Source organism: Methanoculleus frigidifontis (genome assembly GCF_030464345.1).
GTDB classification, from domain to species: domain Archaea; phylum Halobacteriota; class Methanomicrobia; order Methanomicrobiales; family Methanoculleaceae; genus Methanoculleus_A; species Methanoculleus_A frigidifontis.
Genome location: NZ_VCYH01000015.1, coordinates 23,878 through 43,010, shown reverse-complemented (window position 1 = coordinate 43,010; position 19,133 = coordinate 23,878). Strand labels below are relative to the sequence as shown.

The 19,133-nt window shown below is 63.0% G+C and carries 21 protein-coding genes and 1 pseudogene; 16 read left to right on the top strand and 6 right to left on the bottom strand.

Annotated features, from left to right (window positions below):
• Positions 1-150: 150 nt before the first annotated feature.
• Both radB and larC read right to left on the bottom strand, forming a co-directional pair.
• Positions 151-828, bottom strand: coding sequence for a DNA repair and recombination protein RadB (gene radB, locus FGU65_RS15140; protein WP_301665340.1), 678 nt, complete (start codon positions 826-828; stop codon positions 151-153).
• On the bottom strand, positions 825-2,018 hold the full coding sequence (gene larC / locus FGU65_RS15135; RefSeq protein WP_301665339.1) for a nickel pincer cofactor biosynthesis protein LarC: 1,194 nt from the start codon (positions 2,016-2,018) through the stop codon (positions 825-827). The genes radB and larC overlap by 4 nt, the downstream gene beginning before the upstream one ends.
• 45 nt (positions 2,019-2,063) lie before the next feature.
• Here larC and FGU65_RS15130 point away from each other — a divergent pair, with 45 nt between their 5' ends.
• The 6 genes from FGU65_RS15130 (at position 2,064) to FGU65_RS15105 (ending at position 9,373) form a co-directional block, all read left to right on the top strand.
• On the top strand, positions 2,064-4,499 hold the full coding sequence (locus FGU65_RS15130; RefSeq protein WP_301665338.1) for a CDC48 family AAA ATPase: 2,436 nt from the start codon (positions 2,064-2,066) through the stop codon (positions 4,497-4,499).
• 105 nt (positions 4,500-4,604) lie between these two features.
• Positions 4,605-6,134, top strand: a complete 1,530-nt coding sequence (locus tag FGU65_RS15125) for a class I adenylate-forming enzyme family protein (RefSeq protein WP_301665337.1) — start codon at positions 4,605-4,607, stop codon at positions 6,132-6,134.
• A gap of 489 nt (positions 6,135-6,623) precedes the next feature.
• A complete protein-coding gene (locus FGU65_RS15120) occupies positions 6,624-8,171 on the top strand; it encodes a PAS domain S-box protein (protein WP_301665336.1) in 1,548 nt (515 codons plus the stop codon).
• A gap of 177 nt (positions 8,172-8,348) precedes the next feature.
• Positions 8,349-8,510 (top strand): hypothetical protein, encoded by a 162-nt coding sequence (locus FGU65_RS15115; protein ID WP_301665335.1) that lies wholly within the window; start codon positions 8,349-8,351, stop codon positions 8,508-8,510.
• 370 nt (positions 8,511-8,880) lie between these two features.
• Positions 8,881-9,042: a hypothetical protein gene (locus FGU65_RS15110; protein WP_301665334.1), complete on the top strand. Its 162-nt coding sequence runs from the start codon at positions 8,881-8,883 to the stop codon at positions 9,040-9,042.
• Positions 9,035-9,373: a hypothetical protein gene (locus tag FGU65_RS15105; RefSeq protein WP_301665333.1), complete on the top strand. Its 339-nt coding sequence runs from the start codon at positions 9,035-9,037 to the stop codon at positions 9,371-9,373. The genes FGU65_RS15110 and FGU65_RS15105 overlap by 8 nt, the downstream gene beginning before the upstream one ends.
• Before the next feature lie 212 nt (positions 9,374-9,585).
• Here FGU65_RS15105 and FGU65_RS15095 read toward each other — a convergent pair whose 3' ends face one another.
• A complete protein-coding gene (locus tag FGU65_RS15095) occupies positions 9,586-10,041 on the bottom strand; it encodes an EVE domain-containing protein (RefSeq protein ID WP_301665332.1) in 456 nt (151 codons plus the stop codon).
• Between the two features lie 66 nt (positions 10,042-10,107).
• On the opposite strand from FGU65_RS15095, the pseudogene FGU65_RS15950 reads away from it, so the two are divergent.
• The 5 genes and pseudogenes from FGU65_RS15950 to FGU65_RS15075 all read left to right on the top strand — a co-directional run.
• Positions 10,108-10,419, top strand: a pseudogene (locus tag FGU65_RS15950) (DUF1016 N-terminal domain-containing protein); the annotation flags it as partial.
• Between the two features lie 158 nt (positions 10,420-10,577).
• Entirely contained in the window at positions 10,578-11,126 is a 549-nt protein-coding gene (locus tag FGU65_RS15090) for a DUF1016 N-terminal domain-containing protein (RefSeq protein ID WP_301665341.1), read from the top strand.
• 255 nt (positions 11,127-11,381) lie between these two features.
• On the top strand, positions 11,382-11,540 hold the full coding sequence (locus tag FGU65_RS15085; RefSeq protein WP_301665331.1) for a TATA-box-binding protein: 159 nt from the start codon (positions 11,382-11,384) through the stop codon (positions 11,538-11,540).
• A gap of 141 nt (positions 11,541-11,681) precedes the next feature.
• Positions 11,682-12,080 carry a DUF3795 domain-containing protein gene (locus tag FGU65_RS15080; RefSeq protein ID WP_301665330.1) on the top strand — a complete coding sequence of 133 codons (399 nt, stop codon included), beginning with the start codon at positions 11,682-11,684 and terminating at the stop codon, positions 12,078-12,080.
• Positions 12,081-12,531: 451 nt separating this feature from the next.
• Complete coding sequence (locus FGU65_RS15075; RefSeq protein ID WP_301665329.1) at positions 12,532-13,116, top strand: RAD55 family ATPase; 585 nt, start codon at positions 12,532-12,534, stop codon at positions 13,114-13,116.
• Here the strand turns inward: FGU65_RS15075 and FGU65_RS15070 are convergent.
• The 3 genes from FGU65_RS15070 to FGU65_RS15060 form a co-directional block, all read right to left on the bottom strand.
• Positions 13,113-14,009 (bottom strand): methionine synthase, encoded by an 897-nt coding sequence (locus FGU65_RS15070; protein WP_301665328.1) that lies wholly within the window; start codon positions 14,007-14,009, stop codon positions 13,113-13,115. The genes FGU65_RS15075 and FGU65_RS15070 overlap by 4 nt on opposite strands.
• Positions 14,006-15,295: an aspartate--tRNA(Asn) ligase gene (gene aspS, locus FGU65_RS15065; protein ID WP_301665327.1), complete on the bottom strand. Its 1,290-nt coding sequence runs from the start codon at positions 15,293-15,295 to the stop codon at positions 14,006-14,008. Before aspS ends, FGU65_RS15070 begins: the two co-directional genes overlap by 4 nt.
• Before the next feature lie 119 nt (positions 15,296-15,414).
• On the bottom strand, positions 15,415-15,957 hold the full coding sequence (locus FGU65_RS15060) for a pyruvoyl-dependent arginine decarboxylase (protein WP_301665326.1): 543 nt from the start codon (positions 15,955-15,957) through the stop codon (positions 15,415-15,417).
• Between the two features lie 552 nt (positions 15,958-16,509).
• Between FGU65_RS15060 and FGU65_RS15055 the strand changes: the two genes are divergently transcribed.
• From FGU65_RS15055 to nifU, 5 genes are all read left to right on the top strand, one after another.
• Positions 16,510-16,752, top strand: a complete 243-nt coding sequence (locus tag FGU65_RS15055; RefSeq protein WP_301665325.1) for a sulfurtransferase TusA family protein — start codon at positions 16,510-16,512, stop codon at positions 16,750-16,752.
• A gap of 11 nt (positions 16,753-16,763) precedes the next feature.
• Entirely contained in the window at positions 16,764-17,042 is a 279-nt protein-coding gene (locus FGU65_RS15050) for a sulfurtransferase TusA family protein (RefSeq protein ID WP_301665324.1), read from the top strand.
• 161 nt (positions 17,043-17,203) lie between these two features.
• On the top strand, positions 17,204-17,563 hold the full coding sequence (locus tag FGU65_RS15045; protein ID WP_301665323.1) for a DsrE family protein: 360 nt from the start codon (positions 17,204-17,206) through the stop codon (positions 17,561-17,563).
• Between the two features lie 9 nt (positions 17,564-17,572).
• On the top strand, positions 17,573-18,724 hold the full coding sequence (locus FGU65_RS15040) for a cysteine desulfurase family protein (RefSeq protein WP_301665322.1): 1,152 nt from the start codon (positions 17,573-17,575) through the stop codon (positions 18,722-18,724).
• A 19-nt stretch (positions 18,725-18,743) separates the two neighbouring features.
• Complete coding sequence (gene nifU / locus FGU65_RS15035; RefSeq protein WP_301665321.1) at positions 18,744-19,133, top strand: Fe-S cluster assembly scaffold protein NifU; 390 nt, start codon at positions 18,744-18,746, stop codon at positions 19,131-19,133.

Here is a 19,133-nt window from a genome sequence, read left to right as displayed (position 1 = left end):
CATGCCCCCTCCCCTGGTACCCCTCCCCCGACACGATTGCCCGTATAGTCCCAGGCTCAGGAGGCGATCGCGGAGGCACCAGCTCCATCACTCCCCCGTTCCTGCTGCAAAAATATACCGGCAACGAGGTTTGACTACCCAGCGAAACCCCTAAACCCCTTTTATGCCGTCTTCCGTCAGCACGAACTCGAACGAGAGCCCTTCGGGCCGCCACCGGTGCTTCTGCAGCACCGCACGCCGCACGCTGTCCGTCTTCTCCAGCCTGACGATGGCCTTCGAGATATGGGCGAGCGCCGTCCCGCCGAGCCCCATGACGCGGCTGCGGTCGATGTCCATGTAGATCTGGTTCGTTATCAGGACAGGAACATCATACTTTTTTGCAAGCCCCAGGAGCTTGACCATGTAGTGCGAGAGCTTCCGCACCGCCTCCTTTCCAGCCTCAAACTCGGTCCGGTAGAGGGCGGTCGCCGAGTCCATGACGATCAGGTCGACCGGATACTCCCGGCCGGCGCGGAGCAGCCCTTCGCTCTCGGCGATCATCAGCCCCTGCTGCTCGAAGTCCACCGGCTCGAAGAGGTAGAGGTGTTCGGCGAGCTCTTCGGCCTGCTCGCCGGCAATCTGGGAGAACCGGTCGACCGAGAACCCCTCGGTATCGATGAAGACCACGGATTTGCCCGCTTTCAGGCACTCGACGGCGGCCATGAGACAGAGCGTGCTCTTCCCGCTCGCAGGCTCGCCGTAGATCTGGGTGATGACCCGCCGCTCGAGCCCGCCGCCGAGCAGGGCGTCCAGTTCCGGACTGCCGGTGCCCGGTTTCTCCGGCTTCACTCGTCGAGCACCCCCCGTTCCCGGAAGATCTGCCGTGCCGCGTCCTCCACGATCCCCGAAACCTCCCGGAGGGGCAGGTCGAGGTCGCGGGCACAGGCGCGTGCCTGCTCGAACTCCGCCTTGAACGAGGAGATCTTCCCGTCGAACCACCCGCACTTGACATCGACGGTATAGCTTCTTCCCCGTATCGTGACCGTCACCGGTTCGACCGTCCGCTCAATAGTGAACCGGTGGACGGTGGAGAAACACCGGATGCCGAGCGTCCCGAGCTCGCGTGCCATCACGGCGGCGAGGTGGTCCGTCCTCTCAGGCCTGCAGATGACGCGGACCAGGTAGCCGTTTCTTCCTTTCTTCATCACCAGCGGCAACGCGCTGGCATCCCGTGCCCCTTCTTCCATCAGCCGGGAGAGGGTGTAGGCGAGCACCTCCCCGGTCACGTCGTCCACGTTCGTCTCCAGGAGATCGACGTGGTCGTGGGAGACGGCGGTATCGACGGTGAGCAGCAGCGTCCGGAGGACGTTCGGCGTGTGGTGCGGGTCTTTCGTCCCCGCCCCGTAGCCGATCGCCGAAATCTTCGCAGGCCCGATATCCGCAGCCTTGAGCGTGGAGAACTCGGCAAGGAGCGCCGCCCCCGTGGGCGTGCAGAGCTCCTGCTCCTCCGCACCAAGGCTCGTCTGCAGGTCCGAATCCCGGAGAACGGCCAGCGTGGCGGGTGCCGGGATTGGGAAGGTGCCGTGCGCCCCGGTCGCAAACCCCCGGCCGAGAGCGACCGGAAGAACCGCAACACCGTCGACACCGAGCGAGAGGAGAGCGGTGCATGCCCCGACGATGTCGGCAACGGCGTCGTCGGCACCGACCTCGTGGAAGTGGGCTCCGGCGCCGTGGATGCTCTCCTCGGCCCGGTGCAGCCGGAGAAAGACCCTCCGTGCCATCTCGCGGGCTTCCTTTGGAGCGACGCTCTCGTCGAGCCGTGCGAGCACTTCGGCGAGGCTGCGGTGTGCTGCCTTTGCATGTGTCCTGACCCGGACCGCCCGGATACCTGCCCGGTCTACGTGCTCGAACGCCGGTTCGCCCACGACAGAACGCATGGCTGCCCGGACAAGCCCTTCGTCCGCCCCCAGATCGAGGAGAGAGCCGATGATCATGTCGCCTGCTGCGCCGTGGAACGGGTCTACGAGGAGGATCTTCATGCGTGGACAGTACTTATAAATCCGAGAATATATGAATTAGAGGTAATGCCCGAGATATACTTGAAAGTCGATAGCGCATATCCGGAGGATCAGGGCGCGGGAAAGGCACGGCTCGACCCTGATACCATGCTCCAGCTCAGGCTGAGCCCGGGTGACCTCATCGCCATCGAAGGGAAACGCCCGACCGTGGCAAAGGTCTGGCGTGCCATGGTAAACGACTGGCATCAGGGGAAGGTCCGCATCGATAATTTCACACGGCTCAATACCGGTGCCAGTATCGGCGATCGGGTAAAGATCAGGACGCTCGACGAGGAGGTCGAGGCAAAGCGGGTGGTTCTCGCCCCGCCGGAAGACCTCCCCAAGCAGCTTCCCATCAACTACAGCAGCGTCGTCAACAAACTGATCGATTTCCCGGTCGTGAAGAACGACTCCGTCCCGATTCAGGCCGGCCTTCCGTTCATGCAGCCGCAGCTTGTGGCGTTCAAGGCCGTCGTCGTGGAGCCGGAGAACGCGGTGATCATCACCAAGAATACCAAGATAGAGTTCTCCGAAAAGCCCGCCGCCGGGTTTGAAGGGGCAAAGAAGATCAGCTACGAGGATATCGGCGGCCTCAAGGACGAACTCCAGCGGGTCAGAGAGACGATCGAGCTGCCGATGCGCCACCCCGAGATCTTTTCTAAACTCGGCATAGAACCACCAAAAGGCGTGCTCCTCTACGGCCCGCCCGGGACCGGCAAGACGCTGATCGCAAAGGCGGTCGCAAGCGAGAGCGGCGCCCACTTCATCTCCATCGCAGGCCCGGAGGTCATCTCCAAGTACTACGGGGAGAGCGAGCAGAGGCTGCGTGAGGTTTTTGAAGACGCACGCCAGCATGCTCCCGCCATCATCTTCATCGACGAGCTGGACTCGATCGCACCCCGCCGGGAAGAGGTGACCGGCGAGGTCGAACGGCGTGTCGTCGCCCAGCTGCTCACGATGATGGACGGACTTGAGGAACGCGGACAGGTCGTGGTGATCGGGGCGACGAACCGGCTGGACGCCATCGACCCGGCACTCCGCCGGCCCGGCCGGTTCGACCGCGAGATCGAGATCGGCGTCCCGCCGGAAGACGACCGGATCCAGGTGCTCCACATCCATACCCGCGGGATGCCGCTCGCCGGCGACGTCAATATCGAGAGCATCGCCCAGCAGACGCACGGGTTCGTCGGCGCCGATCTCGCCGCACTCGCCAGGGAGGGGGCAATCAAGGCGCTCCGCCGGTATCTTCCCGAGATCGACCTCGATGCCGATGAGATCCCGCCGGAGATACTCGAGAAGATGGAGGTGCAGCCAAACGACTTCCGCGACGCACTCCGGGACGTCGGCCCGAGCGCGATGCGTGAGGTGCTCCTCGAAGTCCCGCACACGTCGTGGAACGACGTCGGGGGGCTCGAAGAGGCAAAGATGGATATCCGCGAGGCGGTCGAGTACCCGCTCACCCAGCGGGAACGGTTCGATGATCTCGGTATCGAACCGCCGAAGGGCGTCCTGCTCTACGGCCCGCCCGGAACCGGCAAGACCCTGATCGCAAAGGCGATCGCAAGCGAGAGCGGCGCGAACTTCGTCCCGGTCCGCGGCCCGCAGCTCCTCTCCAAGTGGGTCGGCGAGAGCGAGCGGGCGGTCCGGGAGATCTTTAAAAAGGCCCGGCAGGTCGCCCCGGCGATCATCTTCTTCGATGAGATGGACGCCCTGACGCCGGCACGGGGCGGCGGCTCCGAGTCGCACGTCATCGAGAGCGTCTTAAACCAGATCCTCACCGAGATCGACGGGCTCGAGGAGCTCCGCGGTGTCGTCATCATGGGAGCCACGAACCGCCCCGATATGATCGATCCGGCGCTCCTGCGGCCGGGGCGGTTCGACCGGCTGGTCTACATCAGCGAACCGACACCCGCTGACCGGCACAAGATCCTCAACATCCACAGCCGGACGGTGCCGATCACCGGATCGACCCTCGAGGAACTCGTGGATATGACGGACGGGTTCTCCGAGACCCGGCTTGAGGATCTTGTCGGGTCGCTCGGTGTCGAGAAACGGATCACCCTCGACGACGTTCGGGCGCACCTGCCGGACGACCCCCGGGCCGCGCCTGACGAGGAACGGGAGAGCGAGGTGCCGAAACGGACGCCGCGGCGGAAGATGCTCGTCAACCTGCTCTCCCAGCACCGGCTCGACCTGGCCGATCCGGCACGCGAAGAGCTTATCGCGAAACTTGCCAAAGAAACCGAAGGGTTCGTCGGATCCGACCTCGAGGCGCTCTGCCGCGAGGCTGCCATGGCAGCACTCCGCGACGGTTCGCGGACGGTCGAGCCCAGGCATTTCGAGGAGGGACGGGGGAAGGTCCACCCGACCATGAACGAGCGGATGCGGCAGTACTACCAGAAGATCCAGCAGCACTTCAAGGGAGGCCTCCCGAAAGAGGTGCAGCCACCGGAGTACCAGTAACCCCCACCCGCTCTTTTTTTGCGATACTGTAATATTCGCCGATGAACAACTCTATACATTACGGATCAGCGATGCCGCCGCATCCCTATCGGAGTGTCGTACCCCATGCCGAACTGCACCACATTTCTCGATATCACCGCCCGCACCAGCACACAGCCCGCTCTGGTCGTCCCCTCGCGAGGAGAAGCCTACACCGCCGCGGATCTCCTCGACCGGGTGAACCGTATCGGAAACGGCCTGCTCGACCTTGGGATCACGGCGGGAGACCGGGTCTGCATCTACCTTGACAGTTCTCCCGAGTACCTCGTCAGTTACTTTGCCGTCTGGCGGATCGGTGCCGTCGCGGTGCCGACGAACCGCGTCTACCGCGAGTCGGAGCTCCTCTACGCGGTGAAGGACGCCGGGGCGGCGGCGGTGATCACCGACACGCCCGGCAGCGCATCGGTTGCGGCGATCCGGAGCGATGCACCGGCGCTCCGGCAGGTGGTCGCCGTCGGCGGCGGGGAGGGCGCTGTTTCCTGGGACGACCTCCTTACATCCTCTCCCCACCTCCGGGCCGCCCACTGCCGGTTCGACGACCTCTGCCAGATCCAGTACACCTCCGGCACGACCGGCAGGCCGAAGGGCGCGATGCTGACGCACGGCAACTGGATCGCGGCGATGGACGCGGAGCGGGACGTGCTGGGGCTGACGGCGGCCGACGTCTACCTCGGGATCTACCCGATGGGGCACGTCGGGGTGAGCTGGGGGATCGCCGCGCTCCGCGCCGGCGGCACCTACGTGACGATGGAGCGGTTCGACCTCGACGCCTACCTCGACCTCGCCGGCCGCTACCGCGCCACCGTCGTCGCCGGCATGCCGCCGGTGATCCACTCGCTCCTCCGCACGCCGCCGGGGACCGAAGAGCAGCTCGCCTCGGCACGGGCGATGATCAGCGGCGGCGGGCCGCTTGCCCCGGAGATCTGGAAGGAGTTTCACGAGCGGTTCGGCATTCCGATCGTCAACGCCTACGGCCTCTCAGAGACGATCGTCGTCGGCACCGGGACCGCGATCCGCCCGGAGCACTACGCCACCGCGGACGAGTTTAGGAGCGTCGGCACGCCGGTCGGGTTCTCGGAGGTGAAGATCGTCGACGAAAGCGATCCCGGGCGGGAACTCTCCCCCGGCGAGACCGGCGAGATCGCGCTCCGCGGCCCGGCCGTCGCCGCGGGATACTGGCAGATGCCCGCCGAGACGGCGGAGGTCTTCCTCCCGGACGGCTGGTTCCTGACCGGCGACATCGGCTACCTGGACGATGCCGGCATGCTCTCGATCACCGACCGGAAAAAGGATATGATCGTCATGTCGGGCTGGAAGATCTACCCGACCGAGGTGGAGAACGTCCTGCTGCAGCACCCCGGGATCCGGGATGCGGCGGTCTTCGGGTGCAGCGACGAGCACCGCGGCGAGGTGCCGGTAGCGGCCGTCGTGCCGGAAGGAAACACCCTACCTCCGGAGGCGGTCGTCGCCTACGCAAAGGAACGGCTCGCTGGGTATAAAGTGCCGCGGACGGTGCTGATCGTCGACGAACTGCCCCGGGTGAACGGCTGGAAGATTCTGCGCAAGGTGCTGCGGGAGCAGTTCTGTCCGGGGTGAGAGGGCGGGCAATCCCGGGATGCGCCCGAACGCGAGAAGGCATCAGCCTGCCCGTATGTCGGGGACGGACGCATCGCAGCCCCGCATAGGAAGGATTCGATCGGACGTACAGTCCCGGCGCATCCGGACGCGCTCTGAGGCCTTGCCGAGCGAATGAGGGCGTCTGCACTCCCGATCAACCGGGGAAGATCAGGGCGATGTTACGAAGCGAGCAAAAGCGAGTGAGGAAACTCACCCGATGGTCCGAAGATTCAAATCCTACCCCTCAGATTTCATTTCTGATCTCCCCGGCCACATCGCCACGGTCTGGAGGATGACGCGAGGCCCGACCAACCACACATGGTCTCTTTTTCTGTGTACCAGCCCCTCGACCGTGTTCCCTCCTGCCAGGGGCGATGCACCTCCCGGTTCCGGTATCGTCCGGTGCGGCACGCCTCCCCCGCCTCCCGGAGCCGCAACCTATAAATAGAATACTCAGATGTTCCTGCTATGCAGGAAGAGCACGATACCCCCACCCGCATCCTGCGTGCTCTCCGGTTCCGGCCGAAGGGCATGACGATCACCGAGGTGGCAAAACAGATCGGAGCGACCCGGAACTCGGTCTCGAAACACCTCGAAATTTTGCAGATCGCGGGCAAAGTCGACGTGCGGGTCGTCGGCAACGCGAAGGTGTACTCGCTCGCCCAGCGGGTGCCGATGTCCGCCTTCCTCTGCTTTACAAAGAACCTGATCCTCATCCTGGACGAAAGCCAGCGGATCGTCCAGGTCAATGACCAGTGCCTAAAAGCCCTCCGGCGGTCGAAGGACGACCTCATCGGGCTGACCCTTGAGGAGGCGGCGCTCCCGGTCGTCTCCACGCCGGAGGCCATCAGCTTCATCGAGGGGCTGGAGCGCGAGCAGGTCGTCACCGATCTGCGCTGCCGGAGTGACGGAAAGGACTTCTTCTACCAGATGCAGGCGATTCCGACGACCTTCGACGACGGGGAGACGGGGTGCACCCTCGTCCTCGAGGATATCACCGAGCGGAAGCGATACGTCCGGAACATGGAGTTTCTCGCCCGGACTGCGATGGAACTTGTGGATATGCCAGCGGAAGCGGATATTTACCAGTACATCGGGAAGCGGATCATCGAACTCGTCCCGGGGGGATGTGTATATGTCTTTTCGTACGACGAGATCTACCAGCAGTTTTCTCTGCGGGCGACGGAAGGTGAGGGCTTCCATGACGGACTGATCCAGATACTGGGGCGGGATCCGATCGGCCTGGTAGTGCCCTTAACCGAGATATTTTCCCTTCCCTCTGGAGGAAGCCCCATGAGCCTGCTCCATGGCGGCATCAAGGAGCTCATCTTCTATCCGGAGATCGGTCCGGAAGGGCTGTCATTTTATGATCTCTGCTTCCGGCAGATCCCAGAAGATATCTGCGAGGAGATCCGGCGGACATGGAATCTTGGGAAGGTGTATATTACCTTCTTAGTCTGGGGGGAGCAGCTCTTCGGGGATGTCGGGATATTCATGGCACCACATGAGAAACTCGAGGATCAGCAAGCGGTCGAATCCTTCCTCCGCCAGGCTTCGATCGCCCTCGCCCGACGGCAGACCGAGGATCGGCTCCGCCGGAGCGAATCCCGGTTCCGGGACGTGATCGACTCCTCCCCTGTTGCCGCCGCGATCATCGAGAGCGACGGCCGGTACTCCTACCTCAACCGGGCGTTCACCGATCTTTTCGGCTACACGCTCGCGGATATCCCCACCGGGCGGGACTGGTTCCGACAGGCGTTCCCGGACCCTGATCTCAGAAGCGAAGCGATCGCCGCCTGGAAGGCGGACCTGGCGCAGGCCGGCAGGGGCACACCCCGCCCCCGGACGTTTTCGGTCCGGTGCAGGGACGGCGAGGAGAAGACGATCCTCTTCAGTCCGGTGGAGCTCTCTGACGGGACGCAGTACGTCACCTGCGAGGATCTCACCGAAGAGCGCCGGGCATACCGGGTGCTGGTCGGAGAGATCACCAGGCTGCGGCAACGCAGGAAGAGCTAAGCAACGATGTGGTTGCAAATCCGGATCTCCTGAAGAAGCTGCTCGACGAGCTGATCGAAGAGAAGAAGCGGAACGGCGAGCGGTGATACATTCCGCCCCCCCATTCTCTTCGCCGGAGGGCTTTGCATGATACCGACCGTGGAGATGAAAGAGGCCGCCCGTGCTTGAGAGGTAGGAGTGTCGCAGAAACACGCAATCGAGATCTTCCCGAGCGGCGAGGACGAGGGGTTCCTGTCGCCCCCCGCCGACCGGGGACGGCCGCGGGAGATCCTGCTCCGCTTCACCCCCGAACAGGTGCTCGCCGCCTGCGAAAAGCCGGGAAAACCCGAACATGCATAATGCCTCTTTCCGGCGGGAAATCAGGCCAATATCCGGCCAATTTCACGTTTCCCGGTCAAGTAACGGATAAATAACACCCGGTTTCACTGCCGGCATACACCCCGCACGTTTTTAAACCGCGTACGCTCACCCTGAATCAAGTGATGCTCAGGATGCGGTTTCCTCCGCGAGAGCCGGTGCATCGCGAAAAACAGCAGAGAGGTCGTTCATGAAACCGAAACCAGACCCGATACCCCGGGGCATCCGAACCCCGGCCGAATCAAGAAGAGAAGACGAAGATATCTGCGGCGGCAGCCGGGCACAACCGAATGTTTCCAGCACCGGGATGCACCAGACCGCCAATGGTACTCGGCACTGCAACGATATAAGCATGCCCACTTCGAACGCGGTCCCGCTCTACCTCATTGCGCAGGCGGTGGCGGCCGCTGTCGCCCGGCACAAACGGGCGGTCAGGGAGATCCACGTCGTCGGCGCCGCCGGCCACTACTACACGGTCACGACCGTCATCAGCGGCGGTGAGAAGCGTGCCTGAGCCGGGGACGCTCGCCTACGGCAGCGGCGGGGTGCTCCACGTCATGGTCGACGCCGAGCACTACCGGATCGATCCTGCGGACGTGCAGGCCCTGCTCTTCTCCGGCCGATCGGCGTCGGTGCTGCAGATCCGCGTCGTCCGCGGCGGTGGGGCGCCGATGGGCAGGACGACGATCGAGGGGTATGCAGCATTGAACTGCACGGGACAGGCCGTGGCGCTCCACACCCGCGCCGGCTCCTACGTCATCCCGCTCGTCAGTTTCCAGCGGGTGACCCGCGGGGAGGCCGCAAGCGCCCCCCTCTTTCCCCTTCTTCCGGGGGTGACTGGATGACGGACGAAATCCTCCGGATCGTGCGCCTGCTCGCCCCTGACGGCGTCGTCGAGGTCCGGGCGCTCAGCGAGGCGGGCGTCCACTCCGGCTACTTCGACGACCGCAGCGAACTCGCCGGCAGAGTCGAAGTCCTCGATGCCGACCCCTCGGTCGCCGGGATCTACATAACGCTCAACCCCGTCAACGGTGCGCTCCTCGCCCGGCGTGGGCGCTCAGTCCCGCGGCGTCTCCGCCGCCTGCATGATGTAGGCGTAGTCCTCCTCGGGGATCTCCCGCATCGCCTTCCCGCGGAGATGCCCGGACCACTGCTGTTTGTTGGTGATGAACTGCAGGTGCTCGAGGAGCTGTTTGAATTCCATCGGCGGATCGAAGAGTTTGATGGGCTTGAGGGTGATCCGGAGCGGGAAGACCTCGTCGCCGAGCTTCTGCGGTGCGGTGAAGATCCGGGAGGTGTCCTCGTACACTCCCGAGGTGACCGCAAAAGCTCCGGTGAGCGCCGGCGGGAGCACGTCTCTGTCGACGATCTTCTGCCCGACGTAGACGAGCACAGTATCGCCGGGCTGTACCCGGCCGATGGTGTTGGCGTACCGCTTCGGCACGCCCCAGACGTGTTTCCTGATCACGACGTCGGAGTTCTCCCGGTTGGATATCGCGAGCCAGCGTGTCATGGTCGCTCCTATGCAGGAGTACTACAAAAAGATGGAGGGATATGAGCGAATTCGGCCGCCCGGTACCGGGCGATCCGGACGGCCAATACAGAACTGGTCGGGCTGTACCGGGATGTTGCGAGGCCGATTGTGGATCGGCAGGCCGGCGATGCCCGGGGCAGGTCAATTCTCCAACAACCGGTTGGAGATCTGCAGAGGGAGTTTCCCGGCATCGGCGGCTTTTCCGCCTCCGATCTCCGGCGGATGCAGTCGCCTTTCGAGGCGTATGCCGGCCCCCGCAAAACTCGCACACCTGGTGCGAGAAATTGGCCGGAGTCACAATCCAGGTATCCTGAAACGGCAGGTTCGCCTGAACGGGAAGAGGTGCGAGGTACCTAGGGTATGACGACGGAATCGCACAATCTGTCCCGGCAGGCAGAAGCGATCTGCCTGCAGACTACGCCGGGGTACTCGGAGAGATCAAAGAGCGAATCTGGTCGGAGCGCCTGCGGGTCACGCTTGCGGCCAACGCAGCCATGATCCTGCTGTAATGGGATATTGGAAGGATTATCCTGGATCGCCAGAAGAGCGAGGGATGGGGCGCGAAGGTGATCGATCGTCTGTCACACGACCTGAAGATCGCCTTTCCCGAGATGACGGGGTTCTCCCCGCGCAACCTGAAGTATATGCGCACCTTCTCTGGGTCCTGGCCCGACCGCGAGTTTGTGCAACGCACCATTGCACACATTCCGTGGCGCAGCAACGGTGCCCTGCTCGACAAACTGAAAGACGCGGATCTGCGCGTATGGTATGCCCAAAAAACCTTTGAGCATGGCTGGAGCCGCGAGATTCTCAACGTAGCAAGGATCAACGCGCACCAAAGCGAGCGCGACGCGATCAGCGTCATCTACCGGAGCCTGCAGAAGGACCGCGATGCCGTTCTCCTTACCATCCGCGATTTCCTCTGGAGCGATACAACCGGCCTGCCGGTGGATCACTATACCGAAGACGACGTGCAGGCCAGGGTGGACGAAGTGTATCGCCACGTCTACCGTGTGTGTCCGGCGCTCCCGTCCCCGTTCTACGAAAAACCGGCAGCGGCGTGAACCACGGAAACAAGCCCTGCAGCGGATGCAGTAACGCCACCCTGAACCCTTGCACCATCGTTTGTGGGACACAAAACGCATGTTCATGTCGCACAAACTCCGTTGTGGGTCGCAGGTGTCGCACAACCGCTCCCCGGCATATAGGGTTTGTGTATATTCTGGTACGCACAAGGTACATTGTGTATGTCGGATCGGGGTTTCGATATACACAAGCAGGTCTGCCGGCATCTGACTACTTACAACCGATCCCTCCCGGTGATAGAGAAAGCAGCCGCGGAAAGGTATGGGTATCTCCCCTTCGGTACAGACCGGGGCGTCTCCCTCCTCATCTTCTCTATAACCGGCGCGAAAACCCTCGACGCCGCCGGCGAAGGGCTCGAGCGACTGAAGGAGATGCTCGCCCGGATAGGTTAGCCAGATCGAACTACTAACGAACTACTCATCTCTCCTAAATGAGTATTTCACGACTGAATCCGCCCATACCCCTGCCGCACCGCGCCCGGCCGCAAATCCGAAAGCGAGACTTCTTCCCCTGCCGCGACCACACGGAACATAATGACCCGCCTCTCCCCGGCCCTGATAGCCCCCTGCGGCATGAACTGCGCCCTCTGCATCGGCTACCTGCGGGAGAAGGACCGGTGCCCCGGCTGCCGGGCGGGCGATGCCAGCAGGCTGCGCCCCTCCTGCGCCCGGTGCACCATCAGGAACTGCGAAGACCGCACGGGAGACTACTGCTTCGACTGCGCGAACTACCCCTGCCCGCGGCTGAAACGCCTGGACAAGCGCTACACAACGAAGTACCGGATGAGCATGCTGGAGAACCTTTGCGAGATCCGGGAGCGGGGAATCGCGGCGTTCGTCGAGCAGGAAGAGGTCCGCCGGAGATGCCCGCAGTGCGGACACATCCTCTCCGTTCATCGGGACCGCTGCCTGCACTGCGGCCGGGCGTGGTGAGAAAGGAACGCCCCCGCACCAGCTCCTTCTCGTACCGCAGCACGATCTCGTTCGTCCCGCTGCCGGACCTGCCGTTCCCGTCCGGCAGCGGCACGGCACTTCCGGAGATGCGACGCACCGCCCCGTCGTCAAAGATCGGGTCGGATGCGACCTGTTCCTCCGGCAGAATCCCGACGCCTCTCGCATCGCCCTGGACGCTGCCGGCCGCTCGTCTTCGGGCGCTGGCGGTGAGAGGGTGCTCCCGAACGGCAGGGGAAGCAGATCGTGGGTGCGCCTGCCGCCAAAGCACGGAGCGGCATTCCGGATCGGGCGCGATGAAGAACGCAGCATCGAGTATATCTCCGGACACTCGTATAGGCGGCCGAAACACGGAGAGGCACAATTATATTCCGCCCGATAATATATTTCACCAGATACGTGTGTACCGCTGGGTGCACCCGGGAGCAGATACGTGACACCTGTAAAGAAACGTTCAACCGGGATCGCCGGCCTGGACCTCGCCCTCGACGGCGGATTCCCGGTGGGCGCCAGGATCGTCGTCTCCGGATCGGTGCTGAGCGGCCTTGAGCATCTGGCTCACCAGTTCTGGAAGACCGAGGACGAGACCGGCCTGTACCTGATGCTGGACGCAGAACCCACGCAGGGGATGTATGACGCACGCGAGCTCTCCCTCAAAGAGCTCGGCGCTGCACTGCAGGGGAACCGGATTGTCGTGGACTCGCTCTCAACGCTCATCCATAACTACGGCATCGACGCTGCGGCCGAATTTCTCACCCATACCACCAGGGACGTCGTCGATGCGGGCGGAAACGTCCTCTTTCTGCTCTACAAGGGGATCCACACGCCGGTAGAAGAGGTCTGCCTCATGCGTGCCGCGGACGTGGTGCTCCTCCTCCGGCAGGAACTGCACGGCAACGAGTTCGAGCGGACGCTTGCCGTGGAAAAGATACGGGGGATGCAGGTGCCCTCGCGAGCGGTTCCCTACAACATCACCGCAAAGGGCCTCGAACTCTCGACGACGACCCGTGTCATCTAAGTGTATTCCGGTCGCAACTCGCCGGCGGCGGCGACCATATTCTTCAATTTTCCAGACGCGGTCTCGCGGCTCTGCATCCGCAGGCCGCAGTCGGGATCGACGAGCATCGCCCTGGCACCGAAGACCTCGATCCCCGTTTCGATCCGCCGCACTATCGTCTCGACGCTCTCGACCGCCGAACTGCTCGAGTCCACGCAGCCGTAGCCGACGGACCGCCCCCGGAGATCCCGTGCCGAGAGCACCTCAAGGTTCCCGGGACTGACGGCGAACTCGAAGTCGAGGATCGCGACGTTCACCTTCAGCACCTCGTCGATGACCGACGCAAGATCGCCGCAGACATGGAGGCAGGTCGGGATGCGCAGCGACGAGACGATGGCGTTCACCGCCTGCCGGCCGGCTGCGAGATCGGCGGCGCCCGTCGAGAAGATGGGCTCGTCGATCTGGACGAGCGTGACGCCGGCAGCCTCAAGATATCTCGCCTCGACCGCCAGCGCCTGAGCGAGGTCGAGCGCCAGCTCCTCCCGGTTGCGATACATCGGGGTCTCGATCTTGAGCGCATGCGCAAGCGTCGAGGGGCCGGTGAGGATACCCTTGACCTTGGCGTGCTTCGAGAGGGCATACCGGGTGTCCGCCACGGTGAGCGGCTTTGCCGGCGGCTGCACCTTCCCGACGACCGCTTGGCCTTTGATGCCGGGAAGCCGGGACGTAAACGCCTGCACCATATCCCCCCGGACCTGGCCGTCCGAGATGATGTCGATCCCGGCCTCCAGCTGGTCGGCGACCGCCGTCTCGACGGCGTGCTTGAGGGGGTCGAGGGCAAAAAGTCCCTTCTTCGCGACAACGGGGTAACTGCCGACCACCGTTGTGGGCAGGGTCTTGCTGATGAGCGTCATGGTGTCAGCCGGTGCCGGTCCCGCGGGAAGAGAACGGCTTCACGGATATTGGGGAGATTGAGCATCGTCATAATTAACCTTTCGACACCGAGCCCCCACCCGGCGTGGGGGGGCATGCCGTACTCGAACGTCTTGAGATAGAACTCGAAACTCTCGGGGGAGAGCCCTTTTGCACGGATCTGCTCGACGAGGAGGTCGTGCTGGTGGATACGCTGCGCTCCGGAGGAGAGCTCCATCCGGGGATGCATCATATCGAAGGCCTTGGAGAGCTCCGGGTTCTCGGGATACGGCATGGCGTAGTAGGGCTTGATCGCGGTCGGCCAGTCGACGATGAAGTAGTGCTGACCGATATATTCGCCGATCGCCTTCTCAGCGGCAGTGCCGAGATCGTCGCCGAACGAGATCTTCTCGGGGACCGTCCGGTTGGCGATCTCGATCGCCTCGGCGTAGGAGATTCTCGGGAACGGCGTCGCCGGAACCGTCAGGTCGACCCCGAGGGTCGCGAGCTGATCGGCGCAGTCTTCGGTCACGCGCCGGTAGACCGCGATGATGAGGTCCTCGAGGAGCTGCATCACGTCGTTGTGGTCCGCAAACGAGACCTCCACGTCGAGGCTCGTCGCCTCGTTGAGGTGCCGGACGGTGTTATGCTCCTCCGCACGGAAGATCGGGCCGATCTCAAAGACCTTCTCACAGCCCGCCGCCATCATCATCTGCTTATAGAGCTGCGGGCTCTGGTTGAGGAACGCCTCTTTCTCGAAGTACGCGATCGGGAAGAGCTCCGTCCCGCCCTCGGTCGCCGCAGCAACGACCTTCGGCGTGGTGATATTGATAAATCCACGGGAGAAGAGGAACTCGTTGATAGCCCGGACCGCCACGCTGCGAATGAAAAAGATCGCTCCGACGCGGGGCTTCCTGACATCCAGGAACCGGGAATCTATCCGGGTATCCATCTCCGCAGACACCTTCTCGGCGACATCGAGCGGCAGCGGGCTTGCTGCGAGGCTGACGATCTCAAGTTCCTCCGGCACGAGCTCCCGGCCGCCGGGCGCCTTCTCAATAGCCTTGACGGTGCCCGCCACCCTGACGACCGACTCGCGCGAAACCTCCTTTGCAGCCTCGACAACCGCTTCCGGAGCCTTCTTCTTCGGGATCGTCACCTGAATGAGACCGGTTCTGTCACGCACGATGAAGAATGCCAGCCCACCGAGATCGCGGATTTCGTGAACCCATCCGATAATTTCAGCATAGTCTGTCTCTGGAGTTACGTCCTGTATTGCGATGCGCATAGCAAAACCCGAATACTATTGAGTCTGGTAGATATTGTGCTTTCCGCTCGTGAACCGCCTTCGCATCAGGCAGCCCCGTCCGGAGCGGAGAAAAAAGATTGGCGACTCTCAGTCTGTATTCAGACAAAGACCGCTGCTGCAATGACCGTTGTCCACCGGCCGTTCATATCCCCTTCGGCGGCCTGGCAGATGTTGGTCGTGTAGATGATCCTGCCGCTGGCCTTGTAGATCTGTTCACGCTCCTGCCAGGCGCGGTCGGGATCGAACTCGATGCCGAGCGTGGTTGCGAGCATGGTTGCTGCAAGGTCCTCGGCATACTCACCGCTGATCTCCTCGGTCTCCCCGAAGGCATGGTGCTCGGAGAGGTATCCGTATTCGTTGCTCTCTTTGGGCATCGCATGGCCGATGGCTGCAGAGGTCAGCCGTTTGGGTTCGTTGGTCTCGCTCCGTGCCATGACGACGTAGACGATGGAACCCGGCTGCAGTTCGGCAAGCCCTTCCTCCCGGGTGATCAGTTTGCAGTTTGGTGGGAAGATACTGGAGACGTATACCAGATTGTATTTCTCGATACCGGCCTGTCTGAGCGCCAGCTCGAAGGAGGCCAGTTTGTCTTTATGGACACCGACACCTTTCGTAAAGAAACATTTGCTCGGAACAAACATTGTCAAGCTTCTCATCGTGAGAATTTTTAATATTTTTGGTCTTCCCAAGCAGCAATTCTGAAAATACGTCTATTATTTCAGTATATTTACAATATGAAGGCAAATTTTCGCCAAAAGACGAATCAAGGAAGATATCTGCCCGAAAAGGGGCAGGAGAATGGACGAAGGCTGCTCCGGCAATCCGCATGACGGGGAGGGAAATGCAACAGCAGAAGCCTTCTCGTGCGAAAATCGCCCCCTGCGGAGGGCACGGAGCGCCCGGCATAGTCGGAGACCCGGCAGCCGCCGAGCGCATGCGCATCCCGGATCCGGAGAGCGCCGGGGAATACACCCACGGGAGGTGAAAACCTATTCCGGAGACCATCCCGGCATTTCGTGGCTGCTTTGCAGCGTTTGCCGGCGACGGCCGCCGGCAGGTCCGGTTGCACCCGGGGCAGCGCAACACTTATATCATCGAATGCACGAGACCGTGCGGCCGACAGCGACCATGGGTTCGCCGCCACCGGACGCAGGCGGGAAAACAGGCCGGTGCAACAGGAGGAGAGACACAGGATGAGTGCATCTATCGAACCGGCAGCAGAAGTGGACTGCATCGGGCTCTACTGCCCGATGCCGATCGCCATGACCAAAGAACAGATCGACGCGATCGGCGTCGGGGAGATCCTGAAGGTGGAGGCGGACGATCCCGCAGCCGAAGAGGACATCAAACGCTGGGCAGAGCGTGTCGGGCACGAGATCGTGCAGTTTGAGAAAGAAAGCGGGATTATGACGTTCTACATTCGTCGGATGAAATGAGGTGATGGAAAATGTATGCTGATTCGACCGCCGACTGCATCGGGGCCTGCGAGGCGCCGATGCTGCTGGTGAAGGAGAAGTTCGGAAGGCTCGAGAAAGGGCAGGTGCTGAAGGTCGAGACCGACAAACCCGCGGTCGTGAGGGATGTCGAGGACTGGGCAGGTAATCTCGGGTTCAGTATCGAAGAGCAGGAGAAGGTCGCCGGCGTGACCTCGATCTGGATCCGCAAAACGAAGGAGTGGTCCGAGGAGATCGAACCGACAATGCAGACTGCGGAGCAGCAGCGATAACGGGACAGACGACCCAGATCCGGTGGCGGGCGATCGCCGCCGGGACGGGACGGCGACCGGACGGGCTCGTTCTACCGGGCAGTGCGGGTGGGGGTTCGCGGAGACGAAAGAGACCGGCGGCGTAACGACAATTTATATACGGAAGGGGGGCAAGTGAGCGCATGGCCAGAGTGCTGTACATCCAGACCAGCGGTACCGATACCCCCGAGAGGCTCTACGCCCCCTTCGTCCTCGCCATGACCGCACGGGCGATGGACATGGATGCGGAGATCTTCTTCATGATCAAGGGCGTGACCGTCGTCAAGCGGGGCGAGGCTGAGAAGATCCGGATCGGGAACTTCCCGAGCCTCGCCGAGATCATGCAGCAGGCGATCGCCGCGGGCGTGAAGATCTACATCTGCGAACAGAGCACGCAGCTGCTCGGGATGGAGCGGGGCGACTTCATACCCGAAGGCACAATCGTCGGCGCCACGACCTTGAACGACATCGCGATCGATGCCGACGCCGTCATAACCTTTTAGGGCGGTCGTATGGAGCGAATCTACCTCGACCACGCGGCGGCGATGCCGGTCGATCCGCGGGTCATCGACGCCGCCCTCCCGTACCTGGCCGGGAAGGTCGGCAACCCCTCCGGCCTCTACGAGGAGGGGCTCATGGCAAAATCCGCCATCGAGGAGGCACGCGGCAGGGTCGCCGACCTCATCAACGCGGAGGATACCCAGTCGATCGTCTTCACCGGCGGCGCCACCGAGTCGAACAACATCGCGGTCCGGGGGACGGCGCTGCGGAACGCCCGGACCGGAAAGAAGGTGGTGACGAGCGCCATAGAACATATATCGGTGCTCAATCCTGCAAAAGACCTCCAGAAGAGCGGGTTTACCTACGCCACGGTGCCGGTCGATCCATGGGGAGTCGTCGACTGCGAGGCGCTGCGCGAGGCCGTGACGCCCGATACGACCGTGACCTCGGTCATGTACGCGAACAACGAGATCGGCACCGTCGAACCGATCCGCGAGATCGGCGAGATTGTCCACGAGAGAGGGAAGTATCTCCACGTCGACGCCACGGATGCAGGCGGCCGGATCCCGATCGATGTCCAGCGGGACGGCATCGATCTCCTCACCCTCTCAGGAAACCAACTCGGCGGCCCGGAAGGCACCGGCGCCCTCTACATCCGCCCGGGCGTCCGATCGCAGCCGGTGGTCCTCGGCGGCGGACAGGAGCGGGGCCTGCGGTCCGGGACCGAGGACCTCTTCGGGATCGTCGGGATGGGCGAGGCTGCCCGGATCGCCGCCGCCGATATGCCGGGGGAGAGACGGAGGCTCGCCGCCATCCGCGACCGGTTGATCGAAGGCATCCTCACCCTCGAGGAGGCCGCCCTGACCGGCCACCCGACCGACCGCCTGCCGCACCACGCGAGTTTCCGCTTCTCCCGGATCGAAGGGGAGAGCATCCAGCTCGGCATGGACTTCTTCGGCGTCGCCGTCGCTACCGGGTCTGCCTGCACCTCGCGGACGCTCGAAGCGTCCCACGTCCTCCTCGCAATCGGCCTTGCGCACGCGGAGGCGCACGGCTCGATGATCGCAACGCTCGGACGGTCGAACACCACCGAGCAGGTCCCGGCCGTCCTGCACGCGGCGAGGGAAACAGTTAAACGGCTGCGAGCCATTACACCGCTCTAATCCGAGGTGGACCGATACTATGGCAGAGCAACAGATCGGGTACAGCAAAAAGGTCATGGAGCACTTCATGAACCCGCACAACGTCGGGGTCATCGAGAACGCAGACGGCTACGGCAAGGTGGGCAACCCCGTCTGCGGGGACATCATGGAGATCTTCATTACCGTAAAAGATGACCGTATCGAGGATATCAGGTTCCGCACCTTCGGCTGCGGCTCGGCCATCGCCACGAGCAGCATGGTCACCGATATGGCGAAGGGCAAAACCCTCGACGAGGCGATGGCGATCACCCGTGACGACGTGGCTACCGAGCTCGAGGGGCTGCCGCCCCGGAAGATGCACTGCTCGAACCTGGCAGCGGACGCACTCCACGAGGCGATCCGGGACTACCGGAGCAGACAGGGGGAGTAA